Annotated in this window: 14 protein-coding genes; 7 read left to right on the forward strand and 7 right to left on the reverse strand. The window is 71.0% G+C overall.

The features are described from left to right. Positions 1 to 4 precede the first annotated feature (4 nt). Complete coding sequence (locus tag ACFWYW_RS03100; protein ID WP_379620398.1) at positions 5 to 1003, reverse strand: ATP-binding cassette domain-containing protein; 999 nt, start codon at positions 1001 to 1003, stop codon at positions 5 to 7. A 147-nt stretch (positions 1004 to 1150) separates the two neighbouring features. Between ACFWYW_RS03100 and ACFWYW_RS03105 the strand changes: the two genes are divergently transcribed. Beyond that, the gene (locus ACFWYW_RS03105) at positions 1151 to 1645 is read left to right on the forward strand and encodes a DivIVA domain-containing protein (protein WP_379620400.1); all 495 of its coding nucleotides are present in this window, start codon (positions 1151 to 1153) and stop codon (positions 1643 to 1645) included. 64 nt (positions 1646 to 1709) lie between these two features. Here ACFWYW_RS03105 and ACFWYW_RS03110 read toward each other — a convergent pair whose 3' ends face one another. Further along, positions 1710 to 2351, reverse strand: coding sequence for an HAD family hydrolase (locus tag ACFWYW_RS03110; protein ID WP_379620402.1), 642 nt, complete (start codon positions 2349 to 2351; stop codon positions 1710 to 1712). A 20-nt stretch (positions 2352 to 2371) separates the two neighbouring features. Here ACFWYW_RS03110 and ACFWYW_RS03115 point away from each other — a divergent pair, with 20 nt between their 5' ends. Next, positions 2372 to 2866, forward strand: coding sequence for a GNAT family N-acetyltransferase (locus ACFWYW_RS03115; protein WP_379620404.1), 495 nt, complete (start codon positions 2372 to 2374; stop codon positions 2864 to 2866). Here the strand turns inward: ACFWYW_RS03115 and ACFWYW_RS03120 are convergent. The 5 genes from ACFWYW_RS03120 to iolC are packed head-to-tail and all read right to left on the reverse strand — an operon-like array spanning position 2826 to position 8369. Continuing rightward, positions 2826 to 3836, reverse strand: a complete 1011-nt coding sequence (locus ACFWYW_RS03120) for an AI-2E family transporter (RefSeq protein WP_379620406.1) — start codon at positions 3834 to 3836, stop codon at positions 2826 to 2828. The genes ACFWYW_RS03115 and ACFWYW_RS03120 overlap by 41 nt on opposite strands. Before the next feature lie 33 nt (positions 3837 to 3869). After that, positions 3870 to 5690, reverse strand: coding sequence for a 3D-(3,5/4)-trihydroxycyclohexane-1,2-dione acylhydrolase (decyclizing) (iolD, locus tag ACFWYW_RS03125; RefSeq protein ID WP_379620407.1), 1821 nt, complete (start codon positions 5688 to 5690; stop codon positions 3870 to 3872). Then, the gene (gene iolB / locus ACFWYW_RS03130) at positions 5687 to 6538 is read right to left on the reverse strand and encodes a 5-deoxy-glucuronate isomerase (protein ID WP_379620409.1); all 852 of its coding nucleotides are present in this window, start codon (positions 6536 to 6538) and stop codon (positions 5687 to 5689) included. Before iolB ends, iolD begins: the two co-directional genes overlap by 4 nt. Next, complete coding sequence (locus ACFWYW_RS03135) at positions 6535 to 7440, reverse strand: deoxyribose-phosphate aldolase (protein ID WP_379620411.1); 906 nt, start codon at positions 7438 to 7440, stop codon at positions 6535 to 6537. Before ACFWYW_RS03135 ends, iolB begins: the two co-directional genes overlap by 4 nt. Then, a complete protein-coding gene (gene iolC / locus ACFWYW_RS03140) occupies positions 7437 to 8369 on the reverse strand; it encodes a 5-dehydro-2-deoxygluconokinase (protein ID WP_379620413.1) in 933 nt (310 codons plus the stop codon). The genes ACFWYW_RS03135 and iolC overlap by 4 nt, the downstream gene beginning before the upstream one ends. A gap of 126 nt (positions 8370 to 8495) precedes the next feature. Between iolC and ACFWYW_RS03145 the strand changes: the two genes are divergently transcribed. From ACFWYW_RS03145 to ACFWYW_RS03165, 5 genes are read left to right on the forward strand one after another with little or no spacing between them, the layout of a single operon-like run. Further along, complete coding sequence (locus ACFWYW_RS03145) at positions 8496 to 9869, forward strand: extracellular solute-binding protein (RefSeq protein WP_379620415.1); 1374 nt, start codon at positions 8496 to 8498, stop codon at positions 9867 to 9869. Then, complete coding sequence (locus ACFWYW_RS03150) at positions 9844 to 10770, forward strand: carbohydrate ABC transporter permease (RefSeq protein ID WP_379620417.1); 927 nt, start codon at positions 9844 to 9846, stop codon at positions 10768 to 10770. The genes ACFWYW_RS03145 and ACFWYW_RS03150 overlap by 26 nt, the downstream gene beginning before the upstream one ends. Continuing rightward, a complete protein-coding gene (locus ACFWYW_RS03155) occupies positions 10767 to 11591 on the forward strand; it encodes a carbohydrate ABC transporter permease (protein WP_379620419.1) in 825 nt (274 codons plus the stop codon). The genes ACFWYW_RS03150 and ACFWYW_RS03155 overlap by 4 nt, the downstream gene beginning before the upstream one ends. Further along, positions 11591 to 12682, forward strand: a complete 1092-nt coding sequence (locus ACFWYW_RS03160; RefSeq protein WP_379620421.1) for an ABC transporter ATP-binding protein — start codon at positions 11591 to 11593, stop codon at positions 12680 to 12682. The genes ACFWYW_RS03155 and ACFWYW_RS03160 overlap by 1 nt, the downstream gene beginning before the upstream one ends. Then, positions 12679 to 13878: a CehA/McbA family metallohydrolase gene (locus ACFWYW_RS03165; RefSeq protein WP_379620423.1), complete on the forward strand. Its 1200-nt coding sequence runs from the start codon at positions 12679 to 12681 to the stop codon at positions 13876 to 13878. Before ACFWYW_RS03160 ends, ACFWYW_RS03165 begins: the two co-directional genes overlap by 4 nt. The last annotated feature ends 3 nt before the right edge of the window (positions 13879 to 13881 follow it).

Here is a 13881-nt window from a genome sequence, read left to right on the forward strand (position 1 = left end):
GAGATCACTGTGCCGCCTCCGTGGCCTCGTAACCCTCCGCGCGCATCCGCGCCAGAAACGATCCCACCTCGCCACCGGGCACCCGCACCTCCACCACCACGCCGCCCTCCAGCCCACCCAACGGCCGCTCGACTTCCACCTGCAAACCAGCGTCCACGCCGGGTGCAAGGCCCACGGCAGACACGGACACGGCAGACACGGACAAAGCGGCTCGGTCAGAGGTCGCCGCTTGCCCGGATCCCTCCGCCCTGCCAGAGGATGCCGCCTGCGCGTGGTCCGGGACGAGGTCGGGCATCTGGTCTGGTGCGCGGCCAAGCGTGTGGTTCGGGGCGTGGGCGGGCGGCTGGCCGGTCGTTGGTCCAGTGACCGCGGGTGTGCGGGCTGGGGGCGGGGCTGTCCACGCCGGCGGGGAGGGTTCTTGGAGGATGCCGTTGGTCAGGGTCCAGTGGCGGAGGGTGGGGAGGCTGTGCAGGCCTGCCTCGTGGTCGCCGGCCACCACGATGGTGCCGCCGGCCGCCAGTTCGGTCACGATCGCGGGCAGGGCGTCGCGGGTGTCGGTGTCCAGGCCGGCGAAGGGTTCGTCGAGGAGGAGCAGGCCCGGCTTGCCCATGAGGGCTTGGACCAGGGCGACTTTGTGGGCGCTGCCTTTGGACAGTTCGCGGAGCGGGAGCCGTACGAGATGGGTGAGGTTGAGGCGGTCGGCCCACGGACGCCAGGTGGCGCCGCCGCGGATGCGGGCCATGTGGTCCAGGTAGGTGGACACGGGGAACGGTTGTGCGGTGGGGAGGTGGTCGGGGGCGTAGCCGACTGTTGTGGGGCGGGCTGTTATTTGCCCCTTTGTGGGGTGGGTCAGGCCGGCCAGCAGGCGGAGCAAGGTGGACTTGCCGGCGCCGTTCGCGCCGGTCAGCTCGATGACGTCGCCGGGGTTCAGGACGGTATGCGCGTTCCTGATCACGTCGGGGGCGCGCCGCCGGTAGCGGAACGAGACGTTGGACAGGTCCATAGTGATCCAACGGTAATGGAGTGGGTCGCATTCTCCGGATAAAGAGCCCCACAATATAGGCACCCCCTCGGCACATCTCAGGAGGACCGTCGCTTGAACCGCTTTCCGCGCGTCATGGGTATGCGTTCAGGCTATGACCCCATCGACGTGGACTCTCTCATCAGCCGCATCGAGGCCACGCTTGGACGGGGCGGGCGCGAGCTGCTGCCGGTGACCGCCGATGAGGTGCGCCGGGCCACCTTCCGTGCCCGGCGCGGCGGCTACAACGAGACGGCGGTGGATTTCGCGCTGGAGGCGTTCGTCGTGGCGCTGGAGACGCGTGCGAAGACGCCGGTGCCGCTGGCCATGACCGAGCCGACCGGTGAGATGCTGCGCGAGGAGTGGTTCGAGACGCAGGCGGCGCGGGTCGAGCGGGTGGCGTTCCGGTCGGGCCGGATGGGGACCGGGTACAACGAGGACGAGATCGACGCCTTCCTGGACCGCATCGTGGCCACGCTGCGCGGCACCACCGACAACCCGCTGACCGGGCAGGCCGTGCGCGACGCCAAGTTCGCCACCGTGCTGGTCCGCCCCGGATACCTGATCGCGGACGTCGACTCCTTCCTCGCGGGCATCGCCGACGTCCTGGACCAGCGCTACTGAACCAGCGCCGGTGGTGACGCGGCCGCTACAGGAGTGCCGCCCGGAGGTGTCTGGAGCGTGGCCGCTACTGAAGGGCGGCCAGCAGGCCGTGGAGGTCGGGCTGGATGGTCTGCGGGACCGACGGGTCGGTGGGGGTCTCGGCCAGGCGGTTGATCCAGATCCGGCGCAGGCCCAGCGCGTGTGCCGGGACCATGTCGTGGATGTAGCCCTGCGCGACGTGTACCCACTCCGACGGCTCGTGTGCGGAACGGAAACGTTCGAAGTGGCCGAGAGACGGCTTGTAGCCTCCGGCGTCCTCGGCGGTGACGATCGCGTCGAAGGGTACGGGCAGCCGCCGCTGCGTCAGGCCGATGAGGTCGCGGTCGCAGTTGGTGAGCAGGGCCAGGCGCCATCCGGCCGAGCGCAGCGCGCCCAGTTCCGCGCCTACCTCGGGGAAGACGGGCCAGTAGGGGAGGGTCCTGGCGAGTACGCCGGCGTCGTCGGCGCCCAGGTCCAGGCCTTCGGCGGCGCAGGCCCGGCGGAGGGTCTCGGCCATCACCTCGCGGTAGAGCATCGTCGGCGTCTCGGTCTGGACGGCCATCTCGTGCCGGATGTAGGCGTCGAGGAGGCGGCCGCCGTACCCGGGGAAGATCAGTTCCGCGCTGGTGGCGATCCCGTGACGCCAGTCCACCAGGGTTCCGAAGCAGTCGAATGTCACCCATCGCATGAGATCTCATAATGGGCCCTATGCCACTCACCGTGCGACCCATCGTCCCCGGCGATCTGGAACAGGTTGTCGAGATCTTGACCGCGAGCTGGGGCGACACCCACGTCATCGCGCTGACCTGGGGCGAGATGATCGACGCGAGTACGTTGCCCGGTTTCGTCGCGGTCGCCGGCGACGACAGGATCGCCGGGCTGATCACCTACACCGAGCGCGACGGCAGCGTGGAGATCGTCACGATCGACGCGGTCGTCAAGGGCGCCGGGGTGGGCACGGCGCTGCTGGACGCGGTCCGCGAGGTGGCGCAGCGGCGTGGCATGCGCCGCCTGACGCTGATCACCACGAACGACAACACCCGGGCGCTGGCCTTCTACCAGCGTTACGGCTTCGACCTGGTCGCCCTGCGCCGGGACGCGATCACCCGTACGCGCGAGCTCAAGCCGAGCATCCCGGAGCTGTCGGAGGACGGCATCCCGATCAGGCATGAGCTGGAGCTCGAGCTGCCTCTCGATTCCTGATCAACGCCACGATCACCGAGGCCACCGGCGCGGCCAGGAACGCGCCGGTGATCCCGGCGACCACGCTGCCCACGGCGATCGCCAGCAGGATGACCGCGCCGGGCAGGTCCAGCGCCCTGCCGTAGATCTGCGGCGCCAGCACGTGGCCCTCCACCTGCTGCACCAGGATCGTGACGCCGACCACGATCAGCGCCACCAGCCAGCCCTTGGCCACGAACGCGACCACCGCGGCGAACAACCCGGCCATGAACGCCCCCACCACCGGCAGGAACGCCCCCACGAACGTCAGTACGGCCAGCGGCAGCGCGATCGGCACGCCCAGGATCCACAACGCGACCCCGATGAAGAAGCCGTCGACGAGCCCGACCATCGCGATGCCCCGGATGTAGCGTCCGATGACGCCGAAGACGACGTCTCCCGCCTGGCGCAGGTGCGGCCTGGCCCTGACCGGCGCCAGGTCGGTCAGCCAGCCGAACAGCCGGTCGCCGCCGTGGACGAAGTAGATGGCCAGGATGAGCGCCAGCACCGCGCCGATCACGATCTCGCCGGCGGTGCGGACCCCGGCGATCGCGCCGGTGGCGATGGAGCGGGACTGCTCGGCCAGGTACGCCTGGACCTGCTTCGACATCTCCGCCAGCCGGGTGTCGTCGAGCCCGAGCGAGCGGGCGAAGTTGTGCAGGTCGTCCAGGGCCTTGCCGAGGCTGGCCCGCAGCTGCCCGAGCCCGTCGACGGTGGCCGGGACGAGGAGCCAGAAGAAGGTCCCGCCGATCACCAGCGCGCCCAGGCAGACCACGGTCGTGGCCAGGGCCCGGTTCAGTCCTTTGCCCCGCAGCCAGGTGAACGGCGGCAGGAGCAGGGCGGTGATGAACACCCCGATGATCACCGAGATGGCGACGGTCCTGATGAACCAGACGCAGTAGAGGATCACCGCGATCAGCGCGATCCATCCGAGCACCCGCCATGGCTTCATGATCAGGGCGTTCCCCCGGGCGGCGCCGGGTAATCAGTGCTGGGCGCGCTTGGCCTCCTCGTAGGCGGCGCGGGCGGGGCTGCCGACCTCGGCGACCGGCACGTCCCACCAGGCCTCGGAGGAGGGCGCGTCCACGTGCGGGTCGGCCTTCACGTAGATCACGGTGGTCTCGTCGGCGGCCCGCGCGCTCTCCAGGGCTTTGCGCAGGTCGTCGCCGGTCTCGGCGCGGATCACGCGCGCGCCCAGGCTGGCCGCGTTGGCGGCCAGGTCGACCGGCAGCGGACCGCCGTCGTAGCGGCCCGAGCCCCGGTAGCGGTAGGCGGTGCCGAGGCGTTCGGCGCCCACGCTCTCCGACAGTCGGCCGATCGAGGCGAAGCCGGAGTTGTCGACCAGCACCACGATCAGCTTGACGCCTTCGGCGACCGCCGTGACCAGCTCCTGGGCCATCATCAGGTAGGAGCCGTCGCCGACCAGCACGAACACCTCGCGCTCCGGCACGGCCAGCTTGACGCCGAGCCCGCCGGCGATCTCGTAGCCCATGCAGGAGTAGCCGTACTCGACGTGGTAGGAGCCGGGGCCGCTCGGGCGCCACATCTTGTGCAGGTCGCCCGGCATCGAACCGGCCGCGCACACCACCACGCCGTCCTCGCCGGCCGCGGCGTTGACCGCGCCGAGGATGGCGGGCTGGGGCAGCGGTGTGCCGTCCAGGGCGTGCGCGGCGTCGACCTGGGCGTCCCAGGCGCGGGTCAGCTCGGCCGTCATGGTGCGGTAGACGCCGGCCGTACCCCAGCCGTCGAGGGCTTCTGCGAGGTCGGCCAGGCCCGCGCGGGCGTCGGCCACCAGTTGCAGGCCCGACAGCTTGGCCGCGTCGAAGGAGGTGATGTTGAGGTTGACGACCCGCGCGTCCTGGTCGAACAGCGAGCGCGAGGCGGTGGTGAAGTCGCTGTAGCGGGTGCCGACGCCGATGATCAGGTCGGCCTCGCGGGCGAGCGCGTTGGCCGCCGTCGTGCCGGTCGCGCCGACCGCGCCGGCCGCCAGCGGGTGCCCGTACGGCAGGGCGCCCTTGCCGGCCTGCGTCTCGGCGACCGGCACGCCGTACCGCTCGGCGAAGGCACGCAGTTCCTCCGTCGCCTCGCTGTAGATCACCCCGCCGCCCGCGACGATGAGCGGCCGGGCCGAGCGTCTGATCAGCTCGGCGGCGCGGGCGAGCGCGGCGGGTTCCGGCCGCGGCCGGCCGATGTGCCACACCCGGCGCCCGAACAGCTCCTCCGGCCACTCCCACGCCTCCGCCTGCACGTCCTGCGGCAGAGCCAGCGTCACCGCGCCGGTCTCGGCCGGGTCGGTGAGCACCCGCATCGCCGCGAGCAGCGCGGACGGAAGCTGCTCGGGCCGGTTGATCCGGTCCCAGTAGCGCGAGACCGGCTTGAAGGCGTCGTTGACCGACACGTCGTAGGAGCGCGGATCCTCCAGCTCCTGCAGCACCGGGTTGGCCACGCGGGTGGCGAACACGTCACCGGGCAGCAGCAGCACCGGCAGCCGGTTGATGGTCGCGCCCGCCGCCGCGGTGATCATGTTGGTCGCGCCGGGACCGACCGAGGTGGTGCAGGCGAGCGTCCGCAGCCGATTGCTCGCCCGCGCGTAGCCCGCCGCCGCGTGCACCATGGCCTGCTCGTTCCGGCTCAGAAGGTACGGCAGCGCCGCGTCCGTGGCCAGCGCCTGCCCGAGCCCCGCCACGTTCCCGTGCCCGAAGATCCCGAAGATCCCCTCGAACATTCGGTGCTCGGCGCCGTCGCGCTCGGTGTGCTGGGCGGCGAGGAAGCGGAGGGTCGCCTGGGCGACGGTCAGCCGGATCATGAGGTCCTCCCGAACGGCAGACGAGGGTCGACCTCCTGACCGTCCCACGTGTCGCGGATCCAGGTGTGGCGCGGGTCGTCGCAGAAGGCCATGGAACGCTCGCCGGACGGCCCGGCGAGCACGTTGAGGTAGTAGAGGTCGTAGCCGGGGGCGGCCATCGACGGCCCGTGGTAGCCGTAGGGGACGAGCACCACGTCGCCGGGTGCGACCTCGGCCAGGGTGTCGATGTGACCGCGTTCGGAGGTGTAGACGCGCTGGTAGCCGGGCCCGCCCTCGAAGTAGTAGATCTCCTCCAGCACGGCCTCGCCCGGGTTGGGGGTGTCGTGCTTGTGCGGCGGGTAGGACGACCAGTTGCCGCCCGGCGTGAGCACCTCGACGGCCACGAGCTTGTCGCAGTCGAAGGCGGCGGGGGAGCAGAAGTTGTTGATCTGCCTGCTGGCCACGCCCGCGCCCCTGATCTCGACCGGGACCCGGTCGGCCGGGACGTGCCGCGGCTCCAGCCGCCGGGTGGCGCGCGCGGCGGGCAGGGCGATACGGCCGCTGCCGCGCAGGATCACCTCGGTGCGGATCGGCAGGTACGCGAAGTCGCTCGGCCCGGCGAAGACCGATGGGCGGCCGGCCAGGTGGAAGGTGGTGGTGCCGCCTTCGACCGGGGCGGCGAAGGTGACCGTGCAGGAGCCGGACAGCGGCAGGACGAGCATCTCCTCCTCGCCGGTCTCGAACGCCACCGGGGCGTCGTCGGTCAGGTCGGCCACGCGCAGGGCCGAGTAGGTCCAGCCGGCCAGTTCGGGGGTGATCTCCACGGACCACGGGCCTGAGGCGGCCTTGCCGTACGGGATGTGGGTCATCGTGAGGCCTCCCTGACCAGGGTCGCGGCGCCGTCCACGGCGGCGGCGACGTCGTCGTCAGGAGGGTAGAGCAAGGCGCGGCCCACGACGAGGCCCCGCACGCCCGGCAGTTCCAGGGCGCGGCCCCAGTCGGCGAAGGCGGCGTCGATGTCCGGCGGGTCGCCGCCGAGCAGGAGGGCGGGCAGCGTGGTGGCGGCCATGACCCGTTCCATCTCGGGGATCGCCGGGATCTTCAGCCACGTGTAGGCGGAGGTGGCGCCGAGCGCCTGGCCGACGCTGATGGCCCGGATGACCGCCTCGGGCGACAGGTCGTTGCGGACGGGGCCGCCGTTGGCCCGGCTGGACCAGAACGGCTCGACCATCGCCACGAGGCGCCGCTTGGCCAGGTCGGTGACGGCGTGCGCGCAGGACTCCAGCGTGGCGACGGTGCCGTGGTCGGCCGGGTCGATACGGCACAGCATCTTGCCGCCGTCCAGGCGCATGGCGTCGATGGCGGCGGCGTCGAAGCCGGTGAACCTGTCGTCCAGCTCGAACACGGCGCCCTGGATGCCGGCGCGGTTCATGGAGCCGAAGGCCAGCTTGCCCTCCAGCGCGCCGAGCAGCAGCAGGTCCTCCAGCACGTCGGGGGCGGCCAGGATGCCGTGCACGCCCGGCCGTTGCAGCGCCAGTTGCAGGCGGTCGAGCAGGTCGGGGCGGCTGGCCATGGCGTAGGGCCGGTCGCGCACGCCGAGCGAGCCGCGCGCCGGGTGGTCGGCGGCGATGATCATCAGCCGCTCGCCGTCGCCGGGCAGCCCGCGCCGCTGCCGCCTGGCCGCCGCGTGCGCGATCTCCTCAGGCCGGGTCGCCCGGATCCTGGTGAGCCGCTCGTAGCGGTCGGCCCTGGTGAGCGTCAGATCTGTCATGCGCGGCCTTCCATCAGCTGGGTCACCTCGTCGGTGGTGGGCATGGCGTCGGCGCAGGCGAGCCGGGCGGCGACGAAGGCGCCGGCGGCGTTGGCGAAGCGGATCGTGCGCTCCAGCGGCCAGCCGCGCAGCAGGCCCAGGCAGATCGCGCCGCCGAAGGCGTCACCGGCGCCGATGCCGTTGACGACCTCGACCTCGACCGGCTCGGCCAGCGCCGTCTCGGTACGGCTGCGCGCGAAGACCCCCTTGGGCCCCATCTTCACGATCGCCACCTTCACCCCCGCGTCGAGCAGGGCCTGCGCGGCGGCCTCCGGGTCGCGGGTGCCGACGGCCACCTCGACCTCGTCCAGATTGCCCACGGCGACGTCGGCTCGGGGGAGCACCTGGCGGACCGCCTCCTCGGCGGGTCCCTTCCACAGCGTGGGCCGGTAGTCGAGGTCGAAGACGGTCCAGCCGGCGTCGCCGCGGGCGGCCAGGGCGGCGGCGTGCGCGGCCCGGCTGGGCTCCATGCTCAGCCCGGTGGCGCTGAACCAGAAGACCTTGGCGGCCCTGATCGCGTCGAGGTCGAGGGACTCGGGCGTGATGCGCAGGTCCGGAGGGTGCTCGCCCCGGTAGAAGTAGATCGGGAAGTGGTCGGGCGGGAAGATCTCGCAGAAGGTCACGGGGGTGGGCGCCGCGGCGAAGGTGGCGACGTAGCGGTTGTCGACGCCGAAACCGGCGATGGCCGAGCGCACGTAGTCGCCGAACGGGTCGGCGCCGACCGCGGTGATCACCGCCGAGCTCAGGCCGTGGCGCGCGGCCGCGACGGCCACGTTGGTCGGGCTGCCGCCGAGGAACTTGCCGAAGCTTTCGACCTGGGCCAGTCCGACGCCTGTCTGCAGCGGATAGACGTCGACGCCGCAGCGGCCGATCGTGATCAGATCGAACAAGCTACCTCCCGGGACTCGGACCTAGCATGGCATATTGTCATGACATTCTGATGTCCGCTATGTTGCAAATTACGTCCTGCCCGAAACCCGCATATACCCCCATTTAGGACGTTCTGGAGGGTTCGCATGAGATTGCGAAAAATCTCGGCTGTCGCCGTCCTGGCCCTGTCGGCCGCCGCCTGCGGCCAGTCGTCCGGCGGCGGCGGTGACACCATCGAGCTGACGATCACCCAGAACGCGATCGCCGGCGGCAAGAACGCCAAGGGCGCCGAGTACATCGCGAAGTGGGTCATCCCCCAGTTCGAGGCGGCCCAGAAGGCGAAAGGGAAGGACGTCAAGGTCAAGTTCATCCCGAGCGGCGTCGACGACGAGCAGTACAAGACCAAGCTCTCCCTGGACCTGAAGTCCGGCAAGGGGGCGGACGTCTTCGACATCGACGGCATCTGGATGGGCGAGTTCGCCGAGGCCGGCTACATCAAGCCGCTGGCCGAGGTGGCGGGCCCCGAGACGGAGTCCTGGGAGGGCTGGAGCCAGATCCCCGAAGCGGTCCAGGGCCTGGCCACCTTCAGCGGCAAGAAGCACGCGCTGCCCGTCGGCACCGACGGCCGCGTCCTCTACTTCAACAAGACGCTCATGACCAAGGCGGGCCTGCCCGCCGACTGGCAGCCGAAGAGCTGGCAGGAGATCCTCGACGCCGGCGCCAAGCTCAAGTCCGCCGGCGTGCCCGTGCCGATCCAGATCAACGCCGGCACCGCGATGGGCGAGGCCACCTCCATGCAGGGCGTGCTCCCGCTGCTGGCCGGCGCCGGCGGCGAGGTGCAGAAGGACGGCAAGTGGACCGGCGCCGCCCAGCCGCTCAAGGACGCGCTCGGCCTCTACCAGAAGATCTACTCGCAGGGCCTGGGTGACCCCAAGCTCCAGCAGGAGGCCAAGGGCCGCGACAAGTCCTTCGCCCAGTTCGCCGAAGGCAAGATCGGCATCCTGATGGAGGGCGACTACTTCTGGCGCGGCGTCGTCAACCCCACCGACGGCGTGGCCAAGATGGCCGACCGCGACCAGACCGTCGGCTACGCGAAGATCCCCGCGATGGAGGCCGGCAAGGGCCTGCGCGGCCAGGACTTCGTCAGCATGTCCGGCGGCGCGCTGCGCACGCTCAACCCCAACAGCAAGCACCCCAAGGAAGCCTTCGAACTGCTCGCCTTCACGCTCTCCGCCGAGGGCCTGAAGGAGGAGACCAAGAACGGCAACGTGCGCATCACCCCGCGCACCGACGTCAACAAGGAGATCCTGACCGGCGACCCGCTGCTGGCCTACATCTCCGAGGAAGTGCTCCCGCTGACCGCCTACCGCCCGCCGGTCGCGCTCTACCCGCAGGTCTCCACGGCCCTGCAGGAGGCCACGGCCGCCGTGGTGAGCGGGAAGACACCGGACGAGGCCGCCGCGGAGTACCAGAAGAAGCTCGAAGGAATAGCCGGTGGCGCTGGCAACATCGCCTCCTGAGGCCCCGGCGCCCCCGGACAGGAAGACCTACAGCTCTGACGCGGCCGGTCTCGGCCGCGTCAGGGCGTCGGTCTTCGCCGCGCCCGCGCTGCTGCTCATCGCGGTCTTCCTGGTCTTTCCCGCGCTCTGGGTGCTCTACCTCAGCATCACCAACTACCGCCTCAGCGGCGTGCAGGCCCGCGACCCGCAGGTCGTCGGCCTCGACAACTTCTTCAACGCGCTGGCCAGCGGCAAGTTCTGGAACTCCACCTGGCTGACCGTGGAGTTCGTGCTCGGCTCCGCGGTCATCGGGCAGGTCGTGCTCGGCTTCACCATCGCGTGGCTGATGCGCGACCGGACCGGCCCGCTCAAGCGCCTGGTCGAGGGCCTGGTCATCCTCGCCTGGATCCTGCCCAGCGCCGTGGTGTCGTTCCTGTGGGTGGCGCTGCTCGACCGCGACGGCGGCACCCTGAACCTCCTCCTCGGCATCCCCGGCTTCGCCTGGCTGCTCGACTACCCGATGCTGTCGATCATCATCTTCAACACCTGGCGCGGCACCGCGTTCTCGATGATGTTGTACGGCGCCGCCCTCGGCAACGTGCCGCCCTCGCATCTGGAGAGCGCCCGCCTGGCCGGAGCCTCCGGCTGGCAGCAGTTGCGCGACGTCGTCTTCCCGCACATCCGCGGCCACATCCTGACCAACCTGCTGCTGATCAGCCTGTGGACGTTCAACGACTTCACCCCGTTCATGCTCACCGCAGGAGGGCCGGACGGGAAGACCGAGATCCTCGCCGTCTACGTCTACAAGGAGGCCCTGATCGGCGGGAACCTCGGCGTCGGCGCGGCCATCTCCGCGATCATCCTGCTGATCAACCTCGTGGTCGCCGTGTTCTACCTGCGGCTGCTCAGGAGGAAGTCATGAGCCCGCGGCGCGTACTCGGCCGGATCGGCTTCTACACGCTGATCGCCGTGGTGCTGGCCTTCTTCAGCGTGCCGCTGCTGTGGCTGGCCACGGCCCCGTTCACCAGCGACCCGACCTACGAGGTGTCGCTGCCCGACTTCACGCTCGCCAACTTCCGGGCGATCCTGGAGCATCCGTACGCGCTCGGGTCGCTCTACAACTCGCTGATCCTGGCCGTCGGCACCGCGCTGCTGGTCGTGGTGTTCGCGGCGCTGGCCGCGTACGCGCTGAGCCGGGTGCGCATCCCCGGCCGCGACGGGCTCCTCTACGCGCTCCTGCTGCTGTCGTCGATCATCACCGGCACCGCGGCGATGGTGCCGATCTACCAGCTCGCGGTCGAGCTGAACCTCATCGACACCCACCTCGGCGTCATCCTCATCCTCACCGGCGGCCTGCTGCCCGCGGCGATCTTCATGCTCAAGGACTTCATGGACACCACGCCCAAGTCCTACGAGGAGTCGGCGCGCGTCTTCGGCGCCTCGCCGCTGCAGATCGTGCGGCACGTGGTGGTCCCGCTGGTACGGCCGGGCCTCGCGACCATCGCCGTGTGGGCGATCGCCAACGTGTGGGGCAACTTCCTCATGCCGTACCTGCTGTTCAGCAGTGACCCGGAGAACCAGCCGGCCGCGGTGATCATCTATACGCTCTACACCGAGGGCGGCCAGGCCAACCTGCAGTTGCTGTCGACCTTCGGCCTCCTCTACTCGGTGCCGGTGGTGCTCATGTACCTGTTCGTCAGCAAGAAGTACGGCTTCCGCTTCCACGGAGGGATCAAGCGCTGATGTCGGCCATCGAACTGCGCGGCCTCACCAAGGTCTACCCCGGCGGCGTCCGGGCGCTCGACGCCCTCGACCTGGTCATCCCCGACGGCGAGTTCTTCGCCCTGCTGGGCCCGTCCGGTTGCGGCAAGACCACGCTGCTGCGCACCATCGCCGGGCTGGAGACCGCCACCTCCGGCGCGGTCGTCCTCGGCGAGCGCGACGTGACCAACATCCAGCCGGGCGCCCGCGACCTGGCGATGGTCTTCCAGGACTACGCGCTCTTCCCGCACATGGACGTCACCGACAACATCGCCTACCCGCTGCGCATCAAGAAGGTCGCCAAGGCCGCGCGCGGCGACAAGGCCCGCGAGGTCGGCGAACGGCTGGGCCTGGCCCAGCTCATGGACCGGCGCCCCGGCCAGCTGTCCGGCGGCCAGCAGCAGCGCGTGGCGCTGGCCCGCGTGATGGCCACGCAGGCGCGGGCGTTCCTGTTCGACGAGCCGCTGTCCAACCTCGACGCGCGGCTGCGGCTGGAGGCGCGCACGTTCCTCAAGCGGCTGCAGCGCGAACTCGGCGTCACCACCGTCTTCGTCACCCACGACCAGGCCGAGGCCCTGGCGATGGCCGACCGGATGGCGGTCATGGAGGCCGGGCACATCCGCCAGGTCGGCACGCCGGCCGAGGTGTTCCAGCGGCCGGCCAACACCTTCGTCGCCTCGTTCATCGGCTCCACGCCGATGAACCTGCTTGACGCCGTCGTACGGGGCGACAGTCTGGAGGTGTCCGGATGCAAGGTGGCCGTCCCCGAGTCGGCCGCCGGCCTGCTCACCGACGGGGAGAAGATCGTGTACGGCGTGCGTCCCGAGTACATGTCCTACTCCGCCGAGCCCGCGGACGGCGCGCTGGGCGGGAAGGTGTCGATCGTGGAGAACCTGGGCGCGTCCCACCTGGTGACGCTCGAGGTCGGAGCGGCCTCGGTGCAGGCGGTGGTGCCGGAGGGCCGCGAGCCCGTGCCGGGCGACGACGGCTACGCGCTGCCCCGGGCCGACCGCGCGCTGGCCTACCGCGACGGCGACCTGGTGGCGGCCGGACGCGGGGGTGCCGGAGCGTGAGCGTGATCCGAGGGCACTGGTCGCTGGACGACCGGCTGGAGCGCATCCTGCGCGAGGTGCCGTTCGAGGTGCCGGCGGGGGCGCGGTCGGTGACCGTGCGGCTGTCCTACGACCGCGCCCAGGGCGTGATCGACCTGGGCTGCGGCGGGCCGTCGGGCTTTCGCGGCTGGTCGGGCGGCGCCCGTGACGAGTACACGATCACGACCGAGTGGGCGACGCCCGGCTACCTGCCCGAGGCCTCGGGAGCCGGCCTGGAGGCGGGGATCTGGCAGGTGTGGCTCCGTCTGCACCGCATCCCGCCCGAGGGCCTGGACTACACGCTGGAGATTGAAACCTCCCCCCAGATCCCGAAATTTCCAGACACCCCGGAGCCGGAGATCGGCGCTCGCCCCCCTCGGCGCGACATCCCGGATATTTCGGGAATGCGGTGGTACGCGGGCGACTTCCACGCCCACACCGTCCACAGCGACGGCACCCTGACCATCCCCGAACTGGCCGAGCTGGCCGCCTCCCGCGGCCTGGACTTCCTGGCCGTCACCGACCACAACACCGTCAGCCACCATCCCTGGCTGGCCAAGACGGACCGGGGCATCACGCTCATCCCGGGCCAGGAGGTCACCACCGACCGCGGCCACGCCAACGTCTTCGGCGACGTCGGCTGGGTCGACTTCCGCGAGCCCGCCGACTCCTGGGCCGAGCACGCGATCGAACGCGGCGGCCTGATGTCGGTCAACCATCCGCTCGGCGGCGACTGCGCCTGGCTGCTGCCCATCGAGCGGCGCCCACGGGTGGCAGAGGTGTGGAGCTCCGGCTGGTGGGATCGCCGGTGGGGCGCCCCGCTGGCCTGGGCCGACGCCTGGCGGGACGACGTGATCGCGATCGGCGGCAGCGACTTCCACCGCCACGGCAGCGACGGCCTGCCCGGCGCGCCCACCACGTGGGTGCTGGCCGAGGACCCGAGCCTGATCCTCGACGCCGTGGCCGCCGGGCGCACCGCCGTCTCGGCGGGCCCGGACGCGCCCCTGCTGCTGCGGCTCGGCGACGAACTGCTCGCGCTCGGCGCCGACGGCCTGGTCCTGGTCCGCCCCGACGGGCGCCGCCAGGTGATCAGGGGCGAGCGCGTGCTGGTCCCCGGTACGGCGGGGCAGCACCGCCTGGAGACCTACGAGAACGAAGTGATGGCTCTATGTGCGTGACGG

The sequence above is a fragment of the Nonomuraea sp. NPDC059023 genome, from assembly GCF_042740095.1.
In the GTDB taxonomy this organism is placed as follows: Bacteria; Actinomycetota; Actinomycetes; order Streptosporangiales; family Streptosporangiaceae; genus Nonomuraea.

Bases quoted from the DNA above. Each gene is read 5' to 3' on its own strand.
- ACFWYW_RS03100 (WP_379620398.1), bottom strand. From the start codon at position 1,003: ATGGACCTGTCCAACGTCTCGTTCCGCTACCGGCGGCGCGCCCCCGAC.
- ACFWYW_RS03110 (WP_379620402.1), bottom strand. From the start codon at position 2,351: ATGCGATGGGTGACATTCGACTGCTTCGGAACCCTGGTGGACTGGCGT.
- ACFWYW_RS03115 (WP_379620404.1), top strand. From the start codon at position 2,372: ATGCCACTCACCGTGCGACCCATCGTCCCCGGCGATCTGGAACAGGTT.
- ACFWYW_RS03120 (WP_379620406.1), bottom strand. From the start codon at position 3,836: ATGAAGCCATGGCGGGTGCTCGGATGGATCGCGCTGATCGCGGTGATC.
- iolD (WP_379620407.1), bottom strand. From the start codon at position 5,690: ATGATCCGGCTGACCGTCGCCCAGGCGACCCTCCGCTTCCTCGCCGCC.
- iolB (WP_379620409.1), bottom strand. From the start codon at position 6,538: ATGACCCACATCCCGTACGGCAAGGCCGCCTCAGGCCCGTGGTCCGTG.
- ACFWYW_RS03135 (WP_379620411.1), bottom strand. From the start codon at position 7,440: ATGACAGATCTGACGCTCACCAGGGCCGACCGCTACGAGCGGCTCACC.
- ACFWYW_RS03145 (WP_379620415.1), top strand. From the start codon at position 8,496: ATGAGATTGCGAAAAATCTCGGCTGTCGCCGTCCTGGCCCTGTCGGCC.
- ACFWYW_RS03155 (WP_379620419.1), top strand. From the start codon at position 10,767: ATGAGCCCGCGGCGCGTACTCGGCCGGATCGGCTTCTACACGCTGATC.
- ACFWYW_RS03160 (WP_379620421.1), top strand. From the start codon at position 11,591: ATGTCGGCCATCGAACTGCGCGGCCTCACCAAGGTCTACCCCGGCGGC.